Here is a 17,195-nt window from a genome sequence, read left to right as displayed (position 1 = left end):
ATGACGCTTCGCCTTCCCGGCTGGCTTTTCAGCGAGCCTGATAGCGGCGATGCGTGCGGGCGATACCCTGCTGGTCATGAATTCTGTTGAGTGACGCTCGCCATGCGATTTATAGAGGTATCGCTTTTGTGGGTTTGGACAGAATAACCTGTGTAAATTGATGCGTGTCGTCATTCAAAGGGACGATAAAAAGGGGCGGTCAGACCGCCCCCTCGTTGTTACTCAATGATCAGCTTTTGTTGGTCTTACCGTAGTCATAGGCGTAGTAGTCATAGCCATAACCGTAGGCATTCGCGGCTTTGCGCACCACGGCGTTGAGGATCACACCTTTAATCTCAATACCGTTCTGGGCAAAGCGTTTGAAGCTGACGTCCACTTCTTTGGTGGTGTTGGCTTCGAAACGCGCCACCATCAGTGAGGTGCCGGCCAGCTTACCGATAATTGACGCATCGGTGACGGCCAGGATTGGCGGCGTATCGATTAACACCAGGTCGTAGTTCTTGCTCGCCCAATCCAGCAGCTCACCCATGCGACGATGCATCAGCAGCTCAGACGGGTTCGGCGGAACCTGACCACGTGGCAGGAAATCGAAACCGTACACGCCCTGCTGAATCAGCGCCGGGCTGAATTCGGTTTTACCGGACAGCACGTTGGACAGGCCAGATTTGTTATCCGCGCCCAGCAGTTCGTGGGTATAACCACGACGCATGTCACCATCGATGAACAGGACACGCTGGCCTGCTTTGGCAATCAGGGTGGCCAGGTTGGCACAGATAAAGGTTTTACCAATACCCGGGCTGGCACCGGTGATCATCAGGATGTTGTTTTTGGCTTCCATCATGGCGAAGTGCAGGCTGGTACGCAGGCTACGAATCGCTTCGATGGAGAGGTCAGTCGGGTTACCCAGCGCCAGCAGCGTTTCGTGCGGATCGGTTTTCACCTTGCTGCCACGACGCGCCAGTGCTTCGGTATCCTTCTTACGCTGCCAGTCAGACAGGGGAACGCTGGCATAGACGTTCATGCCCAGCTCTTCCAACTGATCCGGGTTCTCGATGCCGTGATGCAGCAGTGCTTTCAGCAGAACCAGACCCACTGACACGAACAGACCCAGAATCAGGCTTGCGGCAATGATCAGCATCTTCTTCGGTGCAACCGGCGCGTTAGCCGTCTGCGCGTTGTCGATGATGCGGACATCACCTACGGTGCTGGCTTTACTGATGCCCAGCTCCTGCTGACGATTCAGCAGCTGCATGTAGATCTCCTGACCAGACTGAACGTCACGGGTCAGACGCAGGATTTCCTGCTGAGTCTGTGGCATACCAGAAATTTTCTTGTTCAGCTGAGCCTGCTCACCTTCCAGCGTTTTGCGTTTTTCCAGCAGCGCGCGGTAAGTCGGGTGATCTTTGGTAAACAGCTGAGAGACTTCTGCTTCACGGAAGGTCAGTTCGTTCAGCTGACTCTGCACGCTGACAGAGGAGTCCAGGGCAGATTTCGCTTCCAGTGACAGGTCAACAGATTCGTTCTGACGACGGAAGGTGTTCAGCTTGTTTTCCGCTTCATCCAGCTTGCTGCGAACGGCAGGCAGCTGAGTGCGTAAGAACTCCAGGCTTTTCTCGGCCTGCTCTGACTTGCGTTCAACGTTCTGTAACAGATAGTTGTTCACGATCTGGTTCAGCACTTTGCTGATTTGCTCCGGATCTTCACCCAGATATTCCAGACCCAGCACGCCGGTATCTTTACCTTTGTCTGCCACGGTCAGGTTAGAGAGCACAGAACGGATCGCCTGCAGGTCATTCAGCTTGGTGACGGTGAAGCTGGTGCCTTCATCGGCGTGAATCTCGCTCACCAGCATGCTGATATCGCCGTGCGACTCCAGCTGGCCGACTTTACCTTTGAACAGCTCATCGCCATCTTTCGAGACGGTGTAGCTATCCGGACCGGTCACTTCCAGTTCAACGTTACGTTTGTCGATAGTGCGTGGGATTTCCAGACGCGAAATCGCGATACTGGCCGGTTTGTTGCCCATCAGGCGCGACAGACCCTTGCCGATAACCGGGAAGTAGTTCTGCTCAACCACGGTATCCAGACCCAGATCGTCAACGGTTTTGCCGATAACCATACGGGATTCCAGAATCTCGATTTCCGTATCAGAGGCAGGCGTCGGTGGCAGAATGCTGTCGATTTCGTTCAGAACGGTGCTGGCATTCTTCTGCTCAACCTGAACTAACGCATCGGCGCTATAAATCGGTGTCGCAAACAGTGTGTAGAGTGTTCCCGCCAGCATGAAAAAAGCAGTAACGGCAACAATGATCCAGCGATGGTCAATTAGCTGTCCCACAAGATGCGCCAGATCCCATCCATTCGACTCCTCTCCCGGCGCGGTTCTGACCTTATTTTTTATATTCATGGATAATCCCAACTATCGGCTTAATACGTTGACCCATTTCTGGGTAGCGTTTTCCAGTAATCCGTAAATCTCTTCAAAGGCCTCACGGCTTTTTCGGTACGGATCCGCAATTTCTTTCTGATTGAGCCAGTGCCCAAGCAACATGGTTTTGCCACGTGCGGCGGGGTCGATGCGATTCACCTGTTCAATATGCCGCTTCTCCATGACCAGAATCAGGTCAGTGTTGCGGCACATTTCGGCCGTCAACTGCTGTGCCTGATGGCCTTCCAGCGACAGACCCTGCGCTTCGGCAACGGAAGATGCCATTTTGTCGGCCGGGTGGCCGACAAGGGCCCCCAGGCCGGCAGAGCGAACATCTAAATCGGGCAGCGCACGTTTAAACAGGCGCTCTCCGGTCGGAGAGCGGCAGATGTTGCCAACGCAAACGACTAACACGGACGTAATCATGGTCAGACCTTAGTTCGACCAGTTGCGGATACGCAGTGCGCTCTCGCTCACATCGTTGATACCCGCAATGGTTGGCAGTAATTGCGAGATCACACGGTTCCAGCGCGTCAGCGGCGTTGAAGTGACATAGACAATGTCATATGGCTGAAGCTGGAATTCGGTTCCCATCACCATGGATGCCGCATCTTTGGTGTTCAACTGATAGATGTTGGCAATCTTATTGCGATCGGTGCCGCGCAGTGGACGGATAACGAAGACGCCGGTGGCGTCAGAGGTGGTTTGATCCATCCCGGCCGCGTTGCCCAGCGCTTCCGCCAGCGTCATGCCGCTACGGTCCATTTTCAGGGTCGCCTGCTGCTTCACTTCACCCATCACGAAGATTTTCAGATCATCGTTACGCGGAACGTAAAGGATATCGCCCGGATAGAGGAGGTGGTTCTGGCTCAGGTCGCCATTCTGCATCAGTGCCTGTAGCGAGACGCGCTGTTCACGACCGTTGTGCGTCAGCACGACGTTACGCCAGTCAGCATCAGCGGCCAGGCCGCCAGCGGCGTTAATTGCGTCCAGAATCGTCAATGGCACGTTAGTGATTGGCTGCTGACCTGAGGTCGTTACCGAACCGGTGACATAGGTTTTCTGTGATTTGAACGAGGCGATGCTCACATCAACCTGTGGGCTTTCAATGTACTGTGCCAGGCGGCGTGCCACTTCGTTACGCACTTCGCCAACAGTACGGCCCGCTACACGCACACGGCCAATGTAGGGATAGAAGATAGTGCCGTCAGAATGCACCCAGTTACCGGTGTCGCTGGCGCTACGGTACTGACCCGCAGGGGTCGTCAGTTCCGGGTGATCCCAGACCGTCACGGTCAGGACATCGCCCACACCGATACGGTATTCGTAGTTCTGAATTTCGTTCTGCAGTGAAGGGTTCGCCTGAGCCACCAGAGGCTTAGGACGCATTTTCTCAACCAGTGAAGGCGTTAACGGGAAGACGTTGACATATTTATCGATGTCAAAGTTGCTATCCTGTTGCTCAATAACATCTTTTCCTGATGTAGAAAGACGAGAACCGGGTTCGACTGTACACCCGACAAGGAATGTGGCGGATACCAGCAAAGGTATCAATTTCATTTTGATTGTAATCATTTAGATCTTCGCTATCAGTTATTTATTGATAGAGGCGAAACCGCCGCTGTGTAAGCGTCCAACAAAAAGTAAATCCTGGCTGACTTAAGCCTTAAGCTCTGAACCTGTCGTTCATTATCCTTGCTCCACTTGTTATAAGTAGTAGCCATCAACCAGGGTGTACCCGAAACGCCTTGCATCATAGCGGACTATAGATGCACGGCGATATCCCTGATGATGGCCGCTATTAACGACACGCCTGACAACGGCACAACACCTCGGAGCGCGCGTGAGCACGCTCATTCCGACTCACGATTAATAGGCACCGTCGCGTTTCAATACCACGCCCACTGTTTTAAACAGAATGGCGATGTCATTCCACAGTGACCAGTTTTTCACGTACCACGAGTCGAAATAGACGCGGGTTTCATAGTCAACATCATTACGACCGCTGACCTGCCACAATCCCGTCATGCCTGGTTTAGCCATCAGGTAATAATCAACATCACCAGCATAACGACAGAGTTCATCTTCAATGACCGGACGAGGCCCGACCAGACTCATATCACCGCGCACCACGTTCCAGAGCTGAGGTAACTCATCGAGGCTTGTTTTACGGATGAAGTGGCCCACTTTAGTAATACGTGGATCATTTTTGAGTTTGAAATCTTTATCCCATTCCGCTCGCGCAATCGGATCGGTACGAAGCACTTCTTCCAGCACTTCTTTTGAATTAATCACCATCGAACGGAATTTCAGACATTTGAATTTACGGCCATTCATGCCGACACGTTCGTGACCATAAATCGGTGGTCCGCCATCACGGCCAACCAGGAAGCCCAGGACCAGCAGCGCCGGCATCAGCATCAGAATAATCGAGAGTGCACCGACGATATCAAAGGCTCGCTTCAGGAAACGCGAGGTGCGTTTTGCCAGGTTATTCTGAACCCGCAGGATCATCACTTCGTGGCTGAAGATATAGGCCATATCAGTACCGTAAAGCGGTACACCACGCAGCGTCGGGATGACAGAGACTGAACGGCAGTTGTGCATCGCCAGCGATTTCAGCCACACATCACGATACTGACTCTGCTCATATTCTACTGCCACGATAAACTGGGTTTCGCTGTTAGTCAGGCTCCAGAGCTCCTGCTCGTCGCGCAGAACCGGAACACCGTTCATGATCTCCTGCGGACAGGTTCCGTCAACGTCATAGAAGGCGATGACGTCAAAACCCATAACCTCTTCGCTTTGCAGCGCCTGCCAGGCTTCGTGCGCATTTTTGCTGCTGCCGATAATAATGGTCTGTTTTTTCCACAAGCCATTTTTATTCAGCAGACGTTTAGCCAGCGCGCGACAGGTCGGAATTAAAATCAGCGCCAGTACCCAGGTCAGTAACCAGACGAAACGCGACATCTGCCACTGCGACAGTGCGGTAATCGACAGGTCGATAACAGAAAATATAAGAATGGTACGAAAAACTTCTTTTAATTCGAACCAGAAAGGTTTGCGGTATGTGTAGTGACGCAGCCTTACCCAGAACCAGCCAATACAAATTACCGACAGACAAATGTGTGTGGCAATTTTTAAATTCATTTCTTTTTCAGAAATATCTGCCAGCGGCGAACCTGACTGAACATTAATTAGCATCATCGCCACAAATAACGCTGCGTTGAAACAAATTAAATCTGAACATGCCAGCATTAATTTGGTAATAAGACTTTTAAACGTAAATTCTGTATCGCGCATATTTAACTCTTTATTTTATTTCCTTAAACCCGCAACGGCTATCGCCCGTTTAATCGTTAAGCGATGAAACCTTTCCAGACTGAGCCGTTTCTAAGGGGAGCTCCTGCGGCGTTTACGCCAGTGATCTTAACCATGACACCAATAATATTGTGATGAATACCAACAGATTACTCTGACTTTAATCACCGCCAGCATTGCTCATTTTATCAACGAAAAACGCGATTCAGGCACGCTACCGCCCTTGGCTGTCGCTGCCAATATCGCTGTCATCATTCATATTGCTCCCCGTAACAGGTAACCGTAACGCATCATACAAGTGTTCATAGATGAATTACTGATTCCTTACATTGCGATTAATGTAGAATCGGTACGCAAATTACGACTCTGGGGCAGAGTTTGCTAACTTGTTGCTATACTAGTTATTACTGGCTTGTTTACAAGCAGGTCCCGCCATCCCTGGACTATTTTAGGAAAAAGACTACCAGCAATTAGTATTGATGCCTGACAGGCAGTGCAATCCTTTCTGTACAATTCGGATTAATGCCATACTCGCGGTGAGATAAATCGCATAAGCCCGGCAGGTGAATATCGCTTTGCCGTGGCAAAATGACTCGGAATAGTCTCCCCTGAACTCTGCGAATTTAATCAAAGCGTCACACTGTTATGTTCAGATTTTGCACAATATATCGGGTTGTGCCGGTTACCACCCCCCTGCCCTGCCATTTGTACGCGGCTTCGCACTCCACTATCATCAGAGAAAACCCAATTTAAGACATTCAGGTGAACAAGGCATGCTGGAGGTAATTGCAGATCCCTCGCTATGGGCGGGATTAGTAACGCTAATCGTTCTGGAACTGGTTTTAGGCATCGATAATCTGATCTTCATTGCTATCCTGGTTGAGAAGCTTCCTGGCCCCCTTCGCGACCGCGCGCGCGTCATCGGACTACTGCTGGCGTTAGTGTGCCGCTTATTGCTGCTGGCTTCGCTTTCCTGGCTGGTTACGCTCAAAGAACCCTGGGTTACGCTGGGGGGCCACCCCTTCAGTGCGCGCGACTTACTGCTGCTGTCAGGCGGGATTTTCCTGCTATTTAAAGCCACAACAGAGTTGAATGCGCGCCTTGAAGGCCATGATGAAGATGCCAGTCAACAAAAAGGCGGCGCTAAATTCTGGCCGGTGGTGGCGCAAATCGTGGTGCTGGATGCCATCTTCTCGCTGGATGCGGTGATTACCGCCGTCGGCATGGTGAATGAATTGCCGGTCATGATGATTGCGGTCACCATCGCCATTCTGCTGATGCTGCTTGCCAGCAAGCCGCTGACCCGCTTTGTGAATAACCACCCTACGATTGTCATCCTCTGTTTAAGCTTCCTGCTGATGATTGGCTTCAGCCTGGTGGCGGAGGGCTTTGGCTTTGTCATTCCTAAAGGCTATCTCTACGCGGCTATCGGCTTCTCGGTCATCATTGAGGCACTGAACCAGCTGGCCCACTTCAACCGTCGGCGTGTGCTGTCAGCGGGTCGCCCGCTGCGCCAGCGCACGGCGGAAGCGGTGTTACGGATGCTGCGGGGTGCAGCGGAACCGGCGGAACTGGATGCGAAAACTTCTTCCCTGATTGCTGACAGCGACGCCAGCATGCTGTTCAACCGTCAGGAACGGGTGATGATTGCCCGGGTGCTGGGCATGGGCCAGCGCCACGTCAACAGCATCATGACCTCGCGCCATGACGTCGACCATATCGACCTCAGTGACGATCCGGCAGAGATCATGTCACGCCTCGACCGCAATCAGCACACGCGCATCCTGATAACGGACAACTCCAGCGAACCGCTGGGCGTGGTACACGTTATCGATCTGCTGCACCAGTCGCTGCACCATAATTCGCTCGATCTGCGCGCCCTGATTCGGCAGCCGCTGGTCTTTCCTGAACGTCTGACGCTGCTGCAGGCGCTGGAACAGTTCCGGCAGGCCCATACTCACTTTGCTTTTGTGGTGGATGAGTTTGGTTCAGTAGAGGGCGTGGTAACCCTGAGCGATGTGATGGAGACCATTGCGGGCAATCTGCCGAATGAGGCGGGAGAGATTGATGCCCGCTACGATATTCAGATTCAGGGAGAGGGGCACTGGATTGCCAACGGTCATATGCCACTGGAAGATCTGGCGCTCTATGTGAAACTGCCGCTGGACGAGCAGCGTGACTATCATACGCTGGCAGGTTTACTGATGGATAAGCTGCAGCATATCCCTCAGGAAGGGGAAGTGTTGCAGCTGGGTAGTTATCTGCTGAGAACCCTGCAGGTGGAAAATCATCGGGTTCAGAAAGTCGAAATTCTGCAGCAGCCTGATAGCGATTACGAGGTTTAACCCGTCACCCGCTTTGACAGCATGCGCCCCCTACGGGCGCATGATTTTCTTGAGGTTCTCTTTGTTCTCGCCCTCTTTCTGACGATCGATCCACTGATTCAGCCGTGACTTCGCTTCACTCTGGAGACGGTCACGCAGCACGGCATCCACCGGCAGGGAATATTGCAGACTGTTCCAGTCACCATACATACGCAGCGGAACCGGCTGACTGGAGAGTGTCTTCACCAGCGCATCATCGCCGTGCCAGCCGCTGATTTTCAGTCCCAGCGTGACGTCCAGCTGCTGCTGCACCATGTCGACTTTACCCGCGCCCTGCAGGCCCAGATTCTGACCGTTGCCATTGATATCGCTGAAGCTGAGTATGCCTTTATTCAGCGCAACCTGACCACTGATCGACTCAATGCCTTCATCGACGGCTTCCTGGCTGCTGACCTTGTCGCTGACCCGCGCCACGGCACGCTGCACCATCTGCTGCAGATTAAGCTGTGCCAGCTTCAGGTTGCTGGCGCTGATCGTTGCCCTGCCCTGCCAGCTGCGCTTCGCCGCCTCAACCGTCAGCGTATTGCCCGACAGCTCGCCGTCGAGACTCAGATTTCCCTGCAGGCTTTCCGGCAGTTCAAACGCTTTAAGCAGTGGCTGAATGGCAATCAACCGGAGTTGGGGTTTCAGGCTGACCTGCGTTTCCGGCTGACGAATATCGATGCTGCCGGGAACCGAGAAGCTGCCATTACCCAGTTTGCCGCTGAGCGTGTTCAGCGTCATCAGCCCCTGCTGATTGCTGGCGTTTACCGCAAGGCTGGTCAGGGAGAGACCGCGCCATACCACAATATCCGCCTGTAATTTCAGCGCCAGGTTCAGGTCATTCAGCGGAGAGTCGGCGTTGCTGCGCTCCCGTGGGGACGCAATCACCGGCGAACGGGCCACAGTGGCATGCTGCACGCCAGGCGTTTCAGAGACCGGCGTGCTGGTGAGTAAATTATCCAGATTCAGCGTGCTGGCTTTCAAGTCCAGCGCCAGCTGCTCTGGCGGAATAGCCTGTCCGCTGCCCTGACCGGTCAGCGTACTGTCGTTGGCGGTGAGCCGCAGATTGCTGAAGGAGAACTGCTGGCGGTCGCCATTCCATTCACCCTGCAGGCTCAGTGAGCCTTTAATTCCCTTAACCGGGATATCTGCACCGGAAAGCGTGTAATCAAGCTGCTGCAGCTGGCCACTGAGACGATGGGGATATTGCGCGGCATCGAGCTGGCCTTTGAGATTCAGAGTCGCGTTGCGCTGATTGCGCATCAGGCTGGTGCTCAGCGACAGGGTCGCCAGCTTGTTCGCGTCCTGATCCATATTGATGTTGAGGTCGCGGAAATTATATTCGTCACCGCCCGGCTGCTGCCAGATAAGCAGACTGTCGGCTACCCGCAGCTTAGCAATATCAAATGACCAGCCGCTGGACGCCGGGGCTGGCTCCGCATCGCGCGGACCCTGGGGCGCATTTTTAGCACGCTGCGCGCTACTCTCTGGCGTGACCCGCACGATCGCATTTTTCAGCAGCACCTGACTGACGCTGAGCTGGTGGGATAAGAGTGGCCAGAGATCGACATCAAGCCGCATGTTTTCTGCCGAGACCAGCGGCTGGCTGGCACCCGGCGCGGTGAGACTCATCCGCCCTGCCAGGATACTGAGCTGAGGCCAGACGTGCCAGCGCAGATCGCTGCTGACTTCAAGGCGATAACCACTGCGTTGTTCGACCTGTTGCACCATATAGGCACGAAAGTCGTTGGGATTGACCAGCAGCACCAGTGCGCTCATTCCCGTTACGACCACCACTAACAGGATGGCCAGCGTGGTTATCACTCTTTTCATTACATCCTCAAATCAGTCTTTATCGATACGGCTGGCATCAGCGCCCTGCTGACCGCGATATTTTGCATCTTCACGCCGGTTGTAGGGACGTGCAGCCGGACCTGAAAGTGGTTCAAAACTCAGCGCGCCGATTAACATGCCGGGACGCAGCGCCAGCGGCAGTTTACCTGAATTGTAGAATTCCAGCACGATACGACCCTGCCAGCCTGGATCAATGCGGTGAGCCGTCACATGAACCATCAGCCCGAGGCGCGCCAGCGAGGAGCGGCCATCCAGCCAGCCCACCAGATCGTCAGGCAGTGTTACAGACTCCAGCGTCACCGCCAGCGCCAGTTCACCCGGATGGAGGAAAAAGGCTTCGCCATCAGGCAGCACGATCTCATCGCTCATCACACGGTCCAGTGCCGCACTCACTTCCTGTTTCGGGCCGCTCAGGTCGATAAAAGCCGCGGTATGACCGCTGAAAGTACGGAACTGATTACCCAGACGCACATCGACCGTGGCACCATTAATGCGCTCGACCGGCGGGCGTGGCTCAATAGCCAGTTTGCCAGTGTCCAGCCAGGCTTCGATATCGCGATCGCATAATCTCATTGCGGTAACTCCATAACATAAGTGTAGCAAACCGGCATGCGTGCCTGCCGCCGGTCTGCACCACGTCCGGACGGACGTGCGTTATTCAAAAAACTGGTTGATTTTCGCCTTGAGGATATCGATGGCGATACGGTTTTTTCCGCCGCGCGGCACAATAATATCGGCGTACTGTTTTGATGGCTCGATAAACTGCAGGAACATCGGACGCACGGTCTTCTGATACTGACTCATTACCGAATCCATTGAACGGCCACGCTCGTTGACGTCACGTTTCATGCGGCGCATCAGACAGATGTCGAGCGGCGTGTCCACGAAGATAGAGAAGTTGAGTTCCTGGCGCAGACGGGCGTCAGTCAACAGCAGAATGCCTTCAAGAATAATGACCTTTTTGGCCTTCAGGTGATGCGTTTGCTGGGTGCGGGTGTGTTCAACATAGCTGTAAACCGGCAGCTCAATATCCTGGCCGGCTTTCACCGCCTGCAGATGCTGCAACAGCAAATCATGATCCATCGCACTCGGATGGTCATAATTGGTTTTAACCCTCTCTTCCATGGTGAGGTGACTTTGATCTTTGTAATAAGCATCTTCCGGGATCACCCCGATGTGCTCGTCACCTACCTGATCACGGATTTCACGATAGAGCGTGCTGGCAATTAAACTTTTACCGGATGCGGAAGCGCCGGCAATGCCTACAATCACGCACTGATGAGACTTGTCAGTCATACTATTTTAGGACCTGATAACTGGAGCCTGCCACTGGTCACACATTACGCGGGCAGCGGACGGGCCGAAATGGAGAGGGTGTGTTCGCGCTAAGTATAGGGATTTCGGCCTTTTGATGCCACAAAAATGGCGTCGGCGACTTTTCAGACTTTCTCCTTTGGACGCCACTCATTTCACCGATAAACTAACGTCACACCATACTATAAATAAAATGGCCTGCGCGGCGCGCTGTTCTGACGATGCGCGCTGCAAACGTTTCGACCGAATGATGCATCAGGAGTGGTATGCACTGGAAGACTTTGACCTATTTTGGCGACAGCATGCTGTTGATTCCGACAGCGGTGATTATTGCGCTGATTTTGCCGTGGAAGAGTGACAATCGTCTTACGGTCTTTTACTGGATTGTGGCTTTTGGCCTGGCTGGCCTGGCCGTCAGCCTCTCGAAAATTCTGTTTCTGGGATTTGGTATTGGCAGCGCCCGGTTTAATTTCACCGGTTTCAGCGGTCATAGCGCCATGTCCGCGACGCTATGGCCGGTCATGTTATGGCTGATTTCCGGGCGCTGGGAAGCCGTATGGCGTATCGCGGCGATTGGCGTCGGTTATCTGATCCCACTGATGGTCGGTTTCTCACGTCTGGTGATCCACGCTCACTCTAAAAGTGAGGTCGCTACCGGTCTGCTGCTGGGCTTTACGCTGAGCACCGCGTTTCTCATTTCGCAGCGCCGCACCTCATTAAAAGGCTTCAGCTGGCCACAGGTGGGTGCCGCGCTGTTAGTGCCGTTTGTATTGATGAGTCACGGTCGCGTCGCAACAACGCAGCAGTTTCTGGAGCGCTTCTCTGCCAGCCTCGCGGGCCTGGAGAAACCTTATACCCGCGCCGATCTTTTCCGCCAGTAATCAACACGCTGGCAATCAATTTTACCCTGCCCGTCAATTCGCCGAATAACGGGCAATATTGATTTCACCCCTTTTTTCTTTGCCGAATGTGCTAGCATGCAGTCAGAGAATGACTGGTGCCTGATTCGCCGTTGCGGAGCCCTGCACCCTGCCGGAAGTCCGCATGACGATAGAGATCCTGTCCCCGCAAAATAACCCGCCAAACCGCTGGCTCTCGGCCCTGGTGCTTGGCTGCGTGGTGTTTGTCCTGACGATGTTCTGTCTTGAACTGATCGTTGTCAGTGGGAAGATTTCCCCGCTCTGGTTCCCGACCACCTTAATGACCGTCGTGGTTTTCCGCTGCCCTTCAAGACAGCTGCCGCTGCTGCTGACTGCCTGTGTGCTGGGCACCGCGGGGGCGAATGCCATCATCATCGGACCTGCCCTCTCAAATATTAAATTTGCGCTGCTTAATCTTATTCAGGCCGGCGTGGGTGGTATGCTGCTGCGCGCCCTGCTGGATCGGCGCGCGCCGCTGAATTCGCTGAATGACTGGGCAAGGATGGTGGTGTCAGTCGGCATCATGACCCCGCTGCTCGGCGGCCTGCTGGCGATCTGGACGCTGCAGGTCAGCGGCCATGCCTCGTTTCCCTTCTTCTATACCTGGGTCATCTCCGAGATCATCGGGATGCTGGTTTTAGGCCCGATGCTGCTGCTGCTGCCCTGGCCGCTGCGGCGCGCGCAGTTCAGCGATCTGCGGCTGGCCGAATCCCTGCTGACGCTGGTGCTTACCCTCGGTGCCAGTTATCTGGCACTGCGTTTCCTGCCGTGGCCCTTTACCTTTATTGTGGTGATCCTGTTCTGGTGCGCGGTTCGCCTGCCCAAGCTGCAGGCGTTTGTCCTGTTCTTCCTGAACGCCAGTTTTATCTCGATGCTGCTGGCTTTTGATCTGGTCAACGTGGTCAATAACAACAGCGCCCTCGGCCCGGTCTCCAGCTGGCTGCCGTTTCTGCTGGTGTTAATCCCCAGTCACATTATGTCGCTGGTGATGGATGCGTTCCGGCGCGAAAAACTTCACATTACCGACAGCGAAACCCGCTTTCGTCACGCCATGGAGTATTCCGCCATCGGTATGGCACTCGTCGCGCCACAGGGCAACTGGCTGCAGGTGAATCGATCTCTCTGTCAGATTCTGGGCTATCCGGCAGAAGAGCTGAAGCGTCTGACCTTTCAGCAGATTACCCATCCCGACGATCTCAGCCTCGACCTGGAACATGCGACCCGGTTGCTGGAGGGTGAGATCGATACCTACACTTTTGAGAAGCGCTATTTCCGTAAAGATGGCGAAATTGTCTGGGCGCGGCTGACGGTCTCGCTGGTGCGCGACAGTAGCTATGCCCCGCTCTACTTTATTGCGCAGATTATCGATATCTCAGAGCTGAAGCAGAGTGAGCAGGTGAACCGCCGGCTGATGGAGCGTATTACGCTGGCCAACGAGGCGGGCGGCATCGGCGTATGGGAGTGGAACCTGCTGACCGGCGAGATGTTATGGGACAAGCGCATGTACGCCCTGTTTGGCCTTGCGCCGCATGAGTCGCCCAGCTATGACCTCTGGGTCCATCTGCTCCATCCCGCCGATCGCGAGTACGCCGCGCTGACGGTGCAGCAGGCGATTGAGCTGCGCAGCGCTTTTCATATGGAGTACCGCGTGGTCGATGCTCAGGGACAGCGCTGGGTGCGCACGCAGGCTAACCGGCAACTGAGCAAAGAGGGGCGCATTGAGCGCATGCTGGGCATCTGCCAGGACATCACGCCGCTGCGCAATCTTAATGAGGCGCTGTTTCAGGAGAAAGAGCGCATGGCGATCACCCTGGATTCCATCGGCGAAGCGGTGATCAGCACCGATAAAGAGATGCGTGTCACCTTTATGAACCCGGTAGCAGAGAAAATGAGTGGCCTGTCGCAGGAGCAGGCAGCCGGTCAGCCGCTGAGTGAACTGCTGCATATCACTCAGGGGCGTAACGGCCCCGAAGTCGAGAATCTGCTGTTATGCCAGCTACCGGCGGAAAAAATCACCCCCGGTCTGGCGGACGATCTGGTGCTGCATACGCCCGATGGCGGCCATATCGATATTCACTACAGCATCACATCGCTGCGCTCCGAGGCGGGCCTGGAACAGGGTGCCGTAATGGTTATTCAGGATGTGAGTGAGTCGCGCAAACTGATGAAGCGGCTGAGCTATAGCGCGCTGCATGACACCCTGACCCGCCTGCCGAACCGTGCCAGTTTCGAGCTTCAGCTTAAACGTCTGCTGTTTGATGCGGCTGAACATCAGCATCAGCATGTGCTGGTGTTTATCGACCTGGATAAGTTTAAAGCGGTGAATGACAGCGCCGGACATGCCGCAGGCGATGCGTTACTGCGTGAGCTCTCCGATTTAATGCAGCACCACCTGCGCAGCAGCGATTTCCTGGCCCGGCTGGGCGGCGACGAGTTTGCGCTGCTGATGCCCGATTGCGAAGTCGCTCAGGCGCATGACGTGGTGCAGCGCATCGTCGCCGCGGTCAATGATTACCGGTTCCAGTGGCTGGGCCGCCTTTATCATGTGGGTGCGAGCGCGGGCGTCACGCAGATTTCAGCGGATAACTGCCAGAGCGGCGACGTGCTTTCGCAGGCGGATATCGCCTGTTACAACGCCAAACGCAGCGGGCGCGGACGACTGGTCATCTACGAACAGCATCGTTTACCGCTGCCGGGTAATCATCAGGGCATGGATGCAGTAATGATTGATGCGCTGCAGATCGAACTGCCGGCCTGGGCCGTTGCGCCGCCTAAAACACCGCAGGCGGCCTTTATCTGGCTGCTTGAGGTGCAGCTGTTAACGGCTGACGGGCTGCTGGTGGATGAAACCCTGCTGCGCAATAACCTGCCTGACGATTCGCTGCGTCGCCGGCTGGATAATAATATTCTGGATGCTTTTTTCCGTCACGATGTGCAGAGGCTGAATAACAAAGGCATTCCGGTGATCCTGCCACTCAATGCACAGGTACTGAACGATGCCGTCTTCGTGCAGCAACTCTGTCAGCGCTTTGTTGCCGAGGGACTCTCTGACAGCCGCTGTGGTTTCGCTTTCCCTGCCGCCAGCGTGCTGAGCAAAGGCGATCAGCTCTATGCCGCGCTGATGCAACTGCGGCAGTGTGGCTGTCGTGTCGTGTTGCAGCATTTTGGCCGTAACCTGGATGCATTCAATCTGCTGAGTGACGAAGTGGTTGATTATCTGGTGCTGGCCCCTGAACTGGTTGCTAACGTTCATAATAATCTGATGGATGAGATGCTGCTGACCATCATTCAGGGCCAGGCAACGCAGCGCAATATCTCGGTGCTGGCCGGTCCGATTTCAGTACCCGCCGTACTCAGCACGCTGGCGACCCTTGATGTGGATGGCGTCTGGGGCAGTGCCGTGGCCGAGCGTCAGCCGTTGCGTTCTCTGGCTGAAGATCGCATCTTCGCTATCCGTTAATTCCCGCGCTGCCTGCTTGCCACCCTGCTGAAGCTGCGCTAAAGTCGCCCCCTTTTTTCCGGCATGGGGGCGAAAATGTTCATAGGATTCGATTACGGCACGGCTAACTGCTCTATTGCAGTCAGCGAAAATGGCACGCCACGTCTGTTAACGCTGGAAAATGATCAGCGCCTGCTGCCGTCAATGATCTGTGCGCCGACCCGCGAGTCGATCAGCGAATGGCTTTATCGTCATCATCAGGTGGCGACACCGGACAGCGAAACGACGGCGCTGCTGCAGCGTGCCATGCGTTATAACCGCGAAGAGGATATCGAAGTCCAGCCCAACAGCGTGCAGTTCGGCCTCACCGCGCTGCAGCATTACATGGTCGACCCCGAAGATGTCTGGTTCGTTAAATCCCCCAAATCGTTCCTCGGTGCCAGTGGCCTGAAGCCACAGCAGATCGCCCTGTTTGAAGATCTGGTCTGCGCCATGATGCTGCACATCCGCCAGCAGGGTGAAAGCCAGCTTGATCAGGCCATCGATCAAGCGGTGATCGGGCGGCCGGTCAACTTTCAGGGCTTAGGCAGCGAAGAGTCTAACCAGCAGGCAGAAGGCATTCTGCTGCGCGCCGCTCACCGCGCCGGTTTCCGTGACGTGGAATTTCAGTTTGAACCGGTCGCGGCCGGACTCGATTTCGAAGCGACGCTGAAGCAGGAAACGACGGTTCTGGTGGTGGATATCGGCGGCGGTACGACCGACTGCTCGATGCTGCTGATGGGGCCAAAATGGCGTGATAAGGCGGACCGCCGTGAAAGCCTGCTGGGCCACAGCGGTTGCCGCGTTGGCGGGAACGACCTGGATATTATGCTGACGTTTAAAACCCTGATGCCATTGCTGGGCCTGGGCGGTAATACCCTGAAAGGCACCGCGTTGCCTGCCCTGCCGTGGTGGAACGCCATCGCCATCAATGATGTTCCGGCGCAGAGTGACTTTTACAGTCCGGCCTGCGGTAAGTGGCTGCGGGATTTAGTGCGGGATGCTGAACAGAGTGACGTCGTGGCTCGCCTGCTGAAAGTGTGGCAGCAGAAGCTCAGTTACCGTCTGGTGCGCGCGGCAGAAGAGAGCAAAATTGCGCTGTCAGCCAGCCCGGCGCATACCGCCTCTCTCGACTTCATTGCCGCGGCATTAGAGACAGAGATTGGGGTGGGTCAGCTGCAGGACGCCATCAGTCAGCCGCTGGAGAAAATCCTGGAACAAGTGCAGCTCGCGCTGGCCACCAGCCAGATCAAGCCTGATGTGATCTATCTGACCGGCGGCAGTGCGCGTTCGCCACTGCTGCGCGCAGCGCTGCAGCAGACGCTGCCGGATACGCCGATTGCGGGCGGCGATGATTTCGCCTCCGTTACCGCAGGCCTGGCCCGCTGGGCGGAAGTGATGTTCCGCTAATGCGGCGCATCGATGTAAAAAAGGCTCCTCGCTTTTCCGTAAAGACAGCTCAGAATCTTAAAGCGATGGGAGCCTACGCCTGTAGCAAAGCATCGCGGGCCACG

Annotated in this window: 11 protein-coding genes; 4 read left to right on the top strand and 7 right to left on the bottom strand. The window is 55.0% G+C overall.

Annotated elements, in window-relative coordinates:
• Window positions 1-229: 229 nt before the first annotated feature.
• From wzc to wbaP, 4 genes are all read right to left on the bottom strand, one after another.
• Window positions 230-2,407: a tyrosine-protein kinase Wzc gene (gene wzc / locus IV493_RS05530; protein WP_013358464.1), complete on the bottom strand. Its 2,178-nt coding sequence runs from the start codon at window positions 2,405-2,407 to the stop codon at window positions 230-232.
• Between the two features lie 12 nt (window positions 2,408-2,419).
• On the bottom strand, window positions 2,420-2,854 hold the full coding sequence (locus IV493_RS05525; RefSeq protein ID WP_013358465.1) for a protein-tyrosine-phosphatase: 435 nt from the start codon (window positions 2,852-2,854) through the stop codon (window positions 2,420-2,422).
• A gap of 9 nt (window positions 2,855-2,863) precedes the next feature.
• Window positions 2,864-4,003: a polysaccharide export protein gene (locus IV493_RS05520; protein ID WP_013358466.1), complete on the bottom strand. Its 1,140-nt coding sequence runs from the start codon at window positions 4,001-4,003 to the stop codon at window positions 2,864-2,866.
• Window positions 4,004-4,297: 294 nt separating this feature from the next.
• A complete protein-coding gene (gene wbaP, locus IV493_RS05515) occupies window positions 4,298-5,731 on the bottom strand; it encodes an undecaprenyl-phosphate galactose phosphotransferase WbaP (RefSeq protein WP_033733245.1) in 1,434 nt (477 codons plus the stop codon).
• Window positions 5,732-6,522: 791 nt separating this feature from the next.
• On the opposite strand from wbaP, the gene IV493_RS05510 reads away from it, so the two are divergent.
• A complete protein-coding gene (locus tag IV493_RS05510; RefSeq protein WP_195857857.1) occupies window positions 6,523-8,094 on the top strand; it encodes a TerC family protein in 1,572 nt (523 codons plus the stop codon).
• A gap of 30 nt (window positions 8,095-8,124) precedes the next feature.
• On the opposite strand, the gene asmA is transcribed toward IV493_RS05510, so the two are convergent.
• From asmA to udk, 3 genes are all read right to left on the bottom strand, one after another.
• Window positions 8,125-9,948: an outer membrane assembly protein AsmA gene (asmA, locus tag IV493_RS05505; protein ID WP_195857856.1), complete on the bottom strand. Its 1,824-nt coding sequence runs from the start codon at window positions 9,946-9,948 to the stop codon at window positions 8,125-8,127.
• Window positions 9,949-9,960: 12 nt separating this feature from the next.
• Window positions 9,961-10,542 (bottom strand): dCTP deaminase, encoded by a 582-nt coding sequence (gene dcd, locus IV493_RS05500; RefSeq protein WP_013358470.1) that lies wholly within the window; start codon window positions 10,540-10,542, stop codon window positions 9,961-9,963.
• A gap of 81 nt (window positions 10,543-10,623) precedes the next feature.
• Entirely contained in the window at window positions 10,624-11,265 is a 642-nt protein-coding gene (gene udk, locus IV493_RS05495; protein ID WP_013358471.1) for a uridine kinase, read from the bottom strand.
• A 284-nt stretch (window positions 11,266-11,549) separates the two neighbouring features.
• On the opposite strand from udk, the gene IV493_RS05490 reads away from it, so the two are divergent.
• The 3 genes from IV493_RS05490 to yegD all read left to right on the top strand — a co-directional run bounded on the left by IV493_RS05490 (window position 11,550) and on the right by yegD (window position 17,091).
• Entirely contained in the window at window positions 11,550-12,164 is a 615-nt protein-coding gene (locus tag IV493_RS05490) for a phosphatase PAP2 family protein (RefSeq protein ID WP_013358472.1), read from the top strand.
• Window positions 12,165-12,327: 163 nt separating this feature from the next.
• Window positions 12,328-15,663 carry a diguanylate cyclase gene (locus IV493_RS05485; protein ID WP_195857855.1) on the top strand — a complete coding sequence of 1,112 codons (3,336 nt, stop codon included), beginning with the start codon at window positions 12,328-12,330 and terminating at the stop codon, window positions 15,661-15,663.
• A 75-nt stretch (window positions 15,664-15,738) separates the two neighbouring features.
• Entirely contained in the window at window positions 15,739-17,091 is a 1,353-nt protein-coding gene (yegD, locus tag IV493_RS05480) for a molecular chaperone (protein ID WP_195857854.1), read from the top strand.
• Window positions 17,092-17,195: the final 104 nt, after the last annotated feature.

This window comes from Pantoea sp. SM3640 (assembly GCF_015654165.1).
Classification (GTDB): Bacteria; Pseudomonadota; Gammaproteobacteria; order Enterobacterales; family Enterobacteriaceae; genus Pantoea; species Pantoea vagans.
Note: the sequence above shows the minus strand (reverse complement) of the source record. Positions and strands in the feature narration are given on the sequence as shown.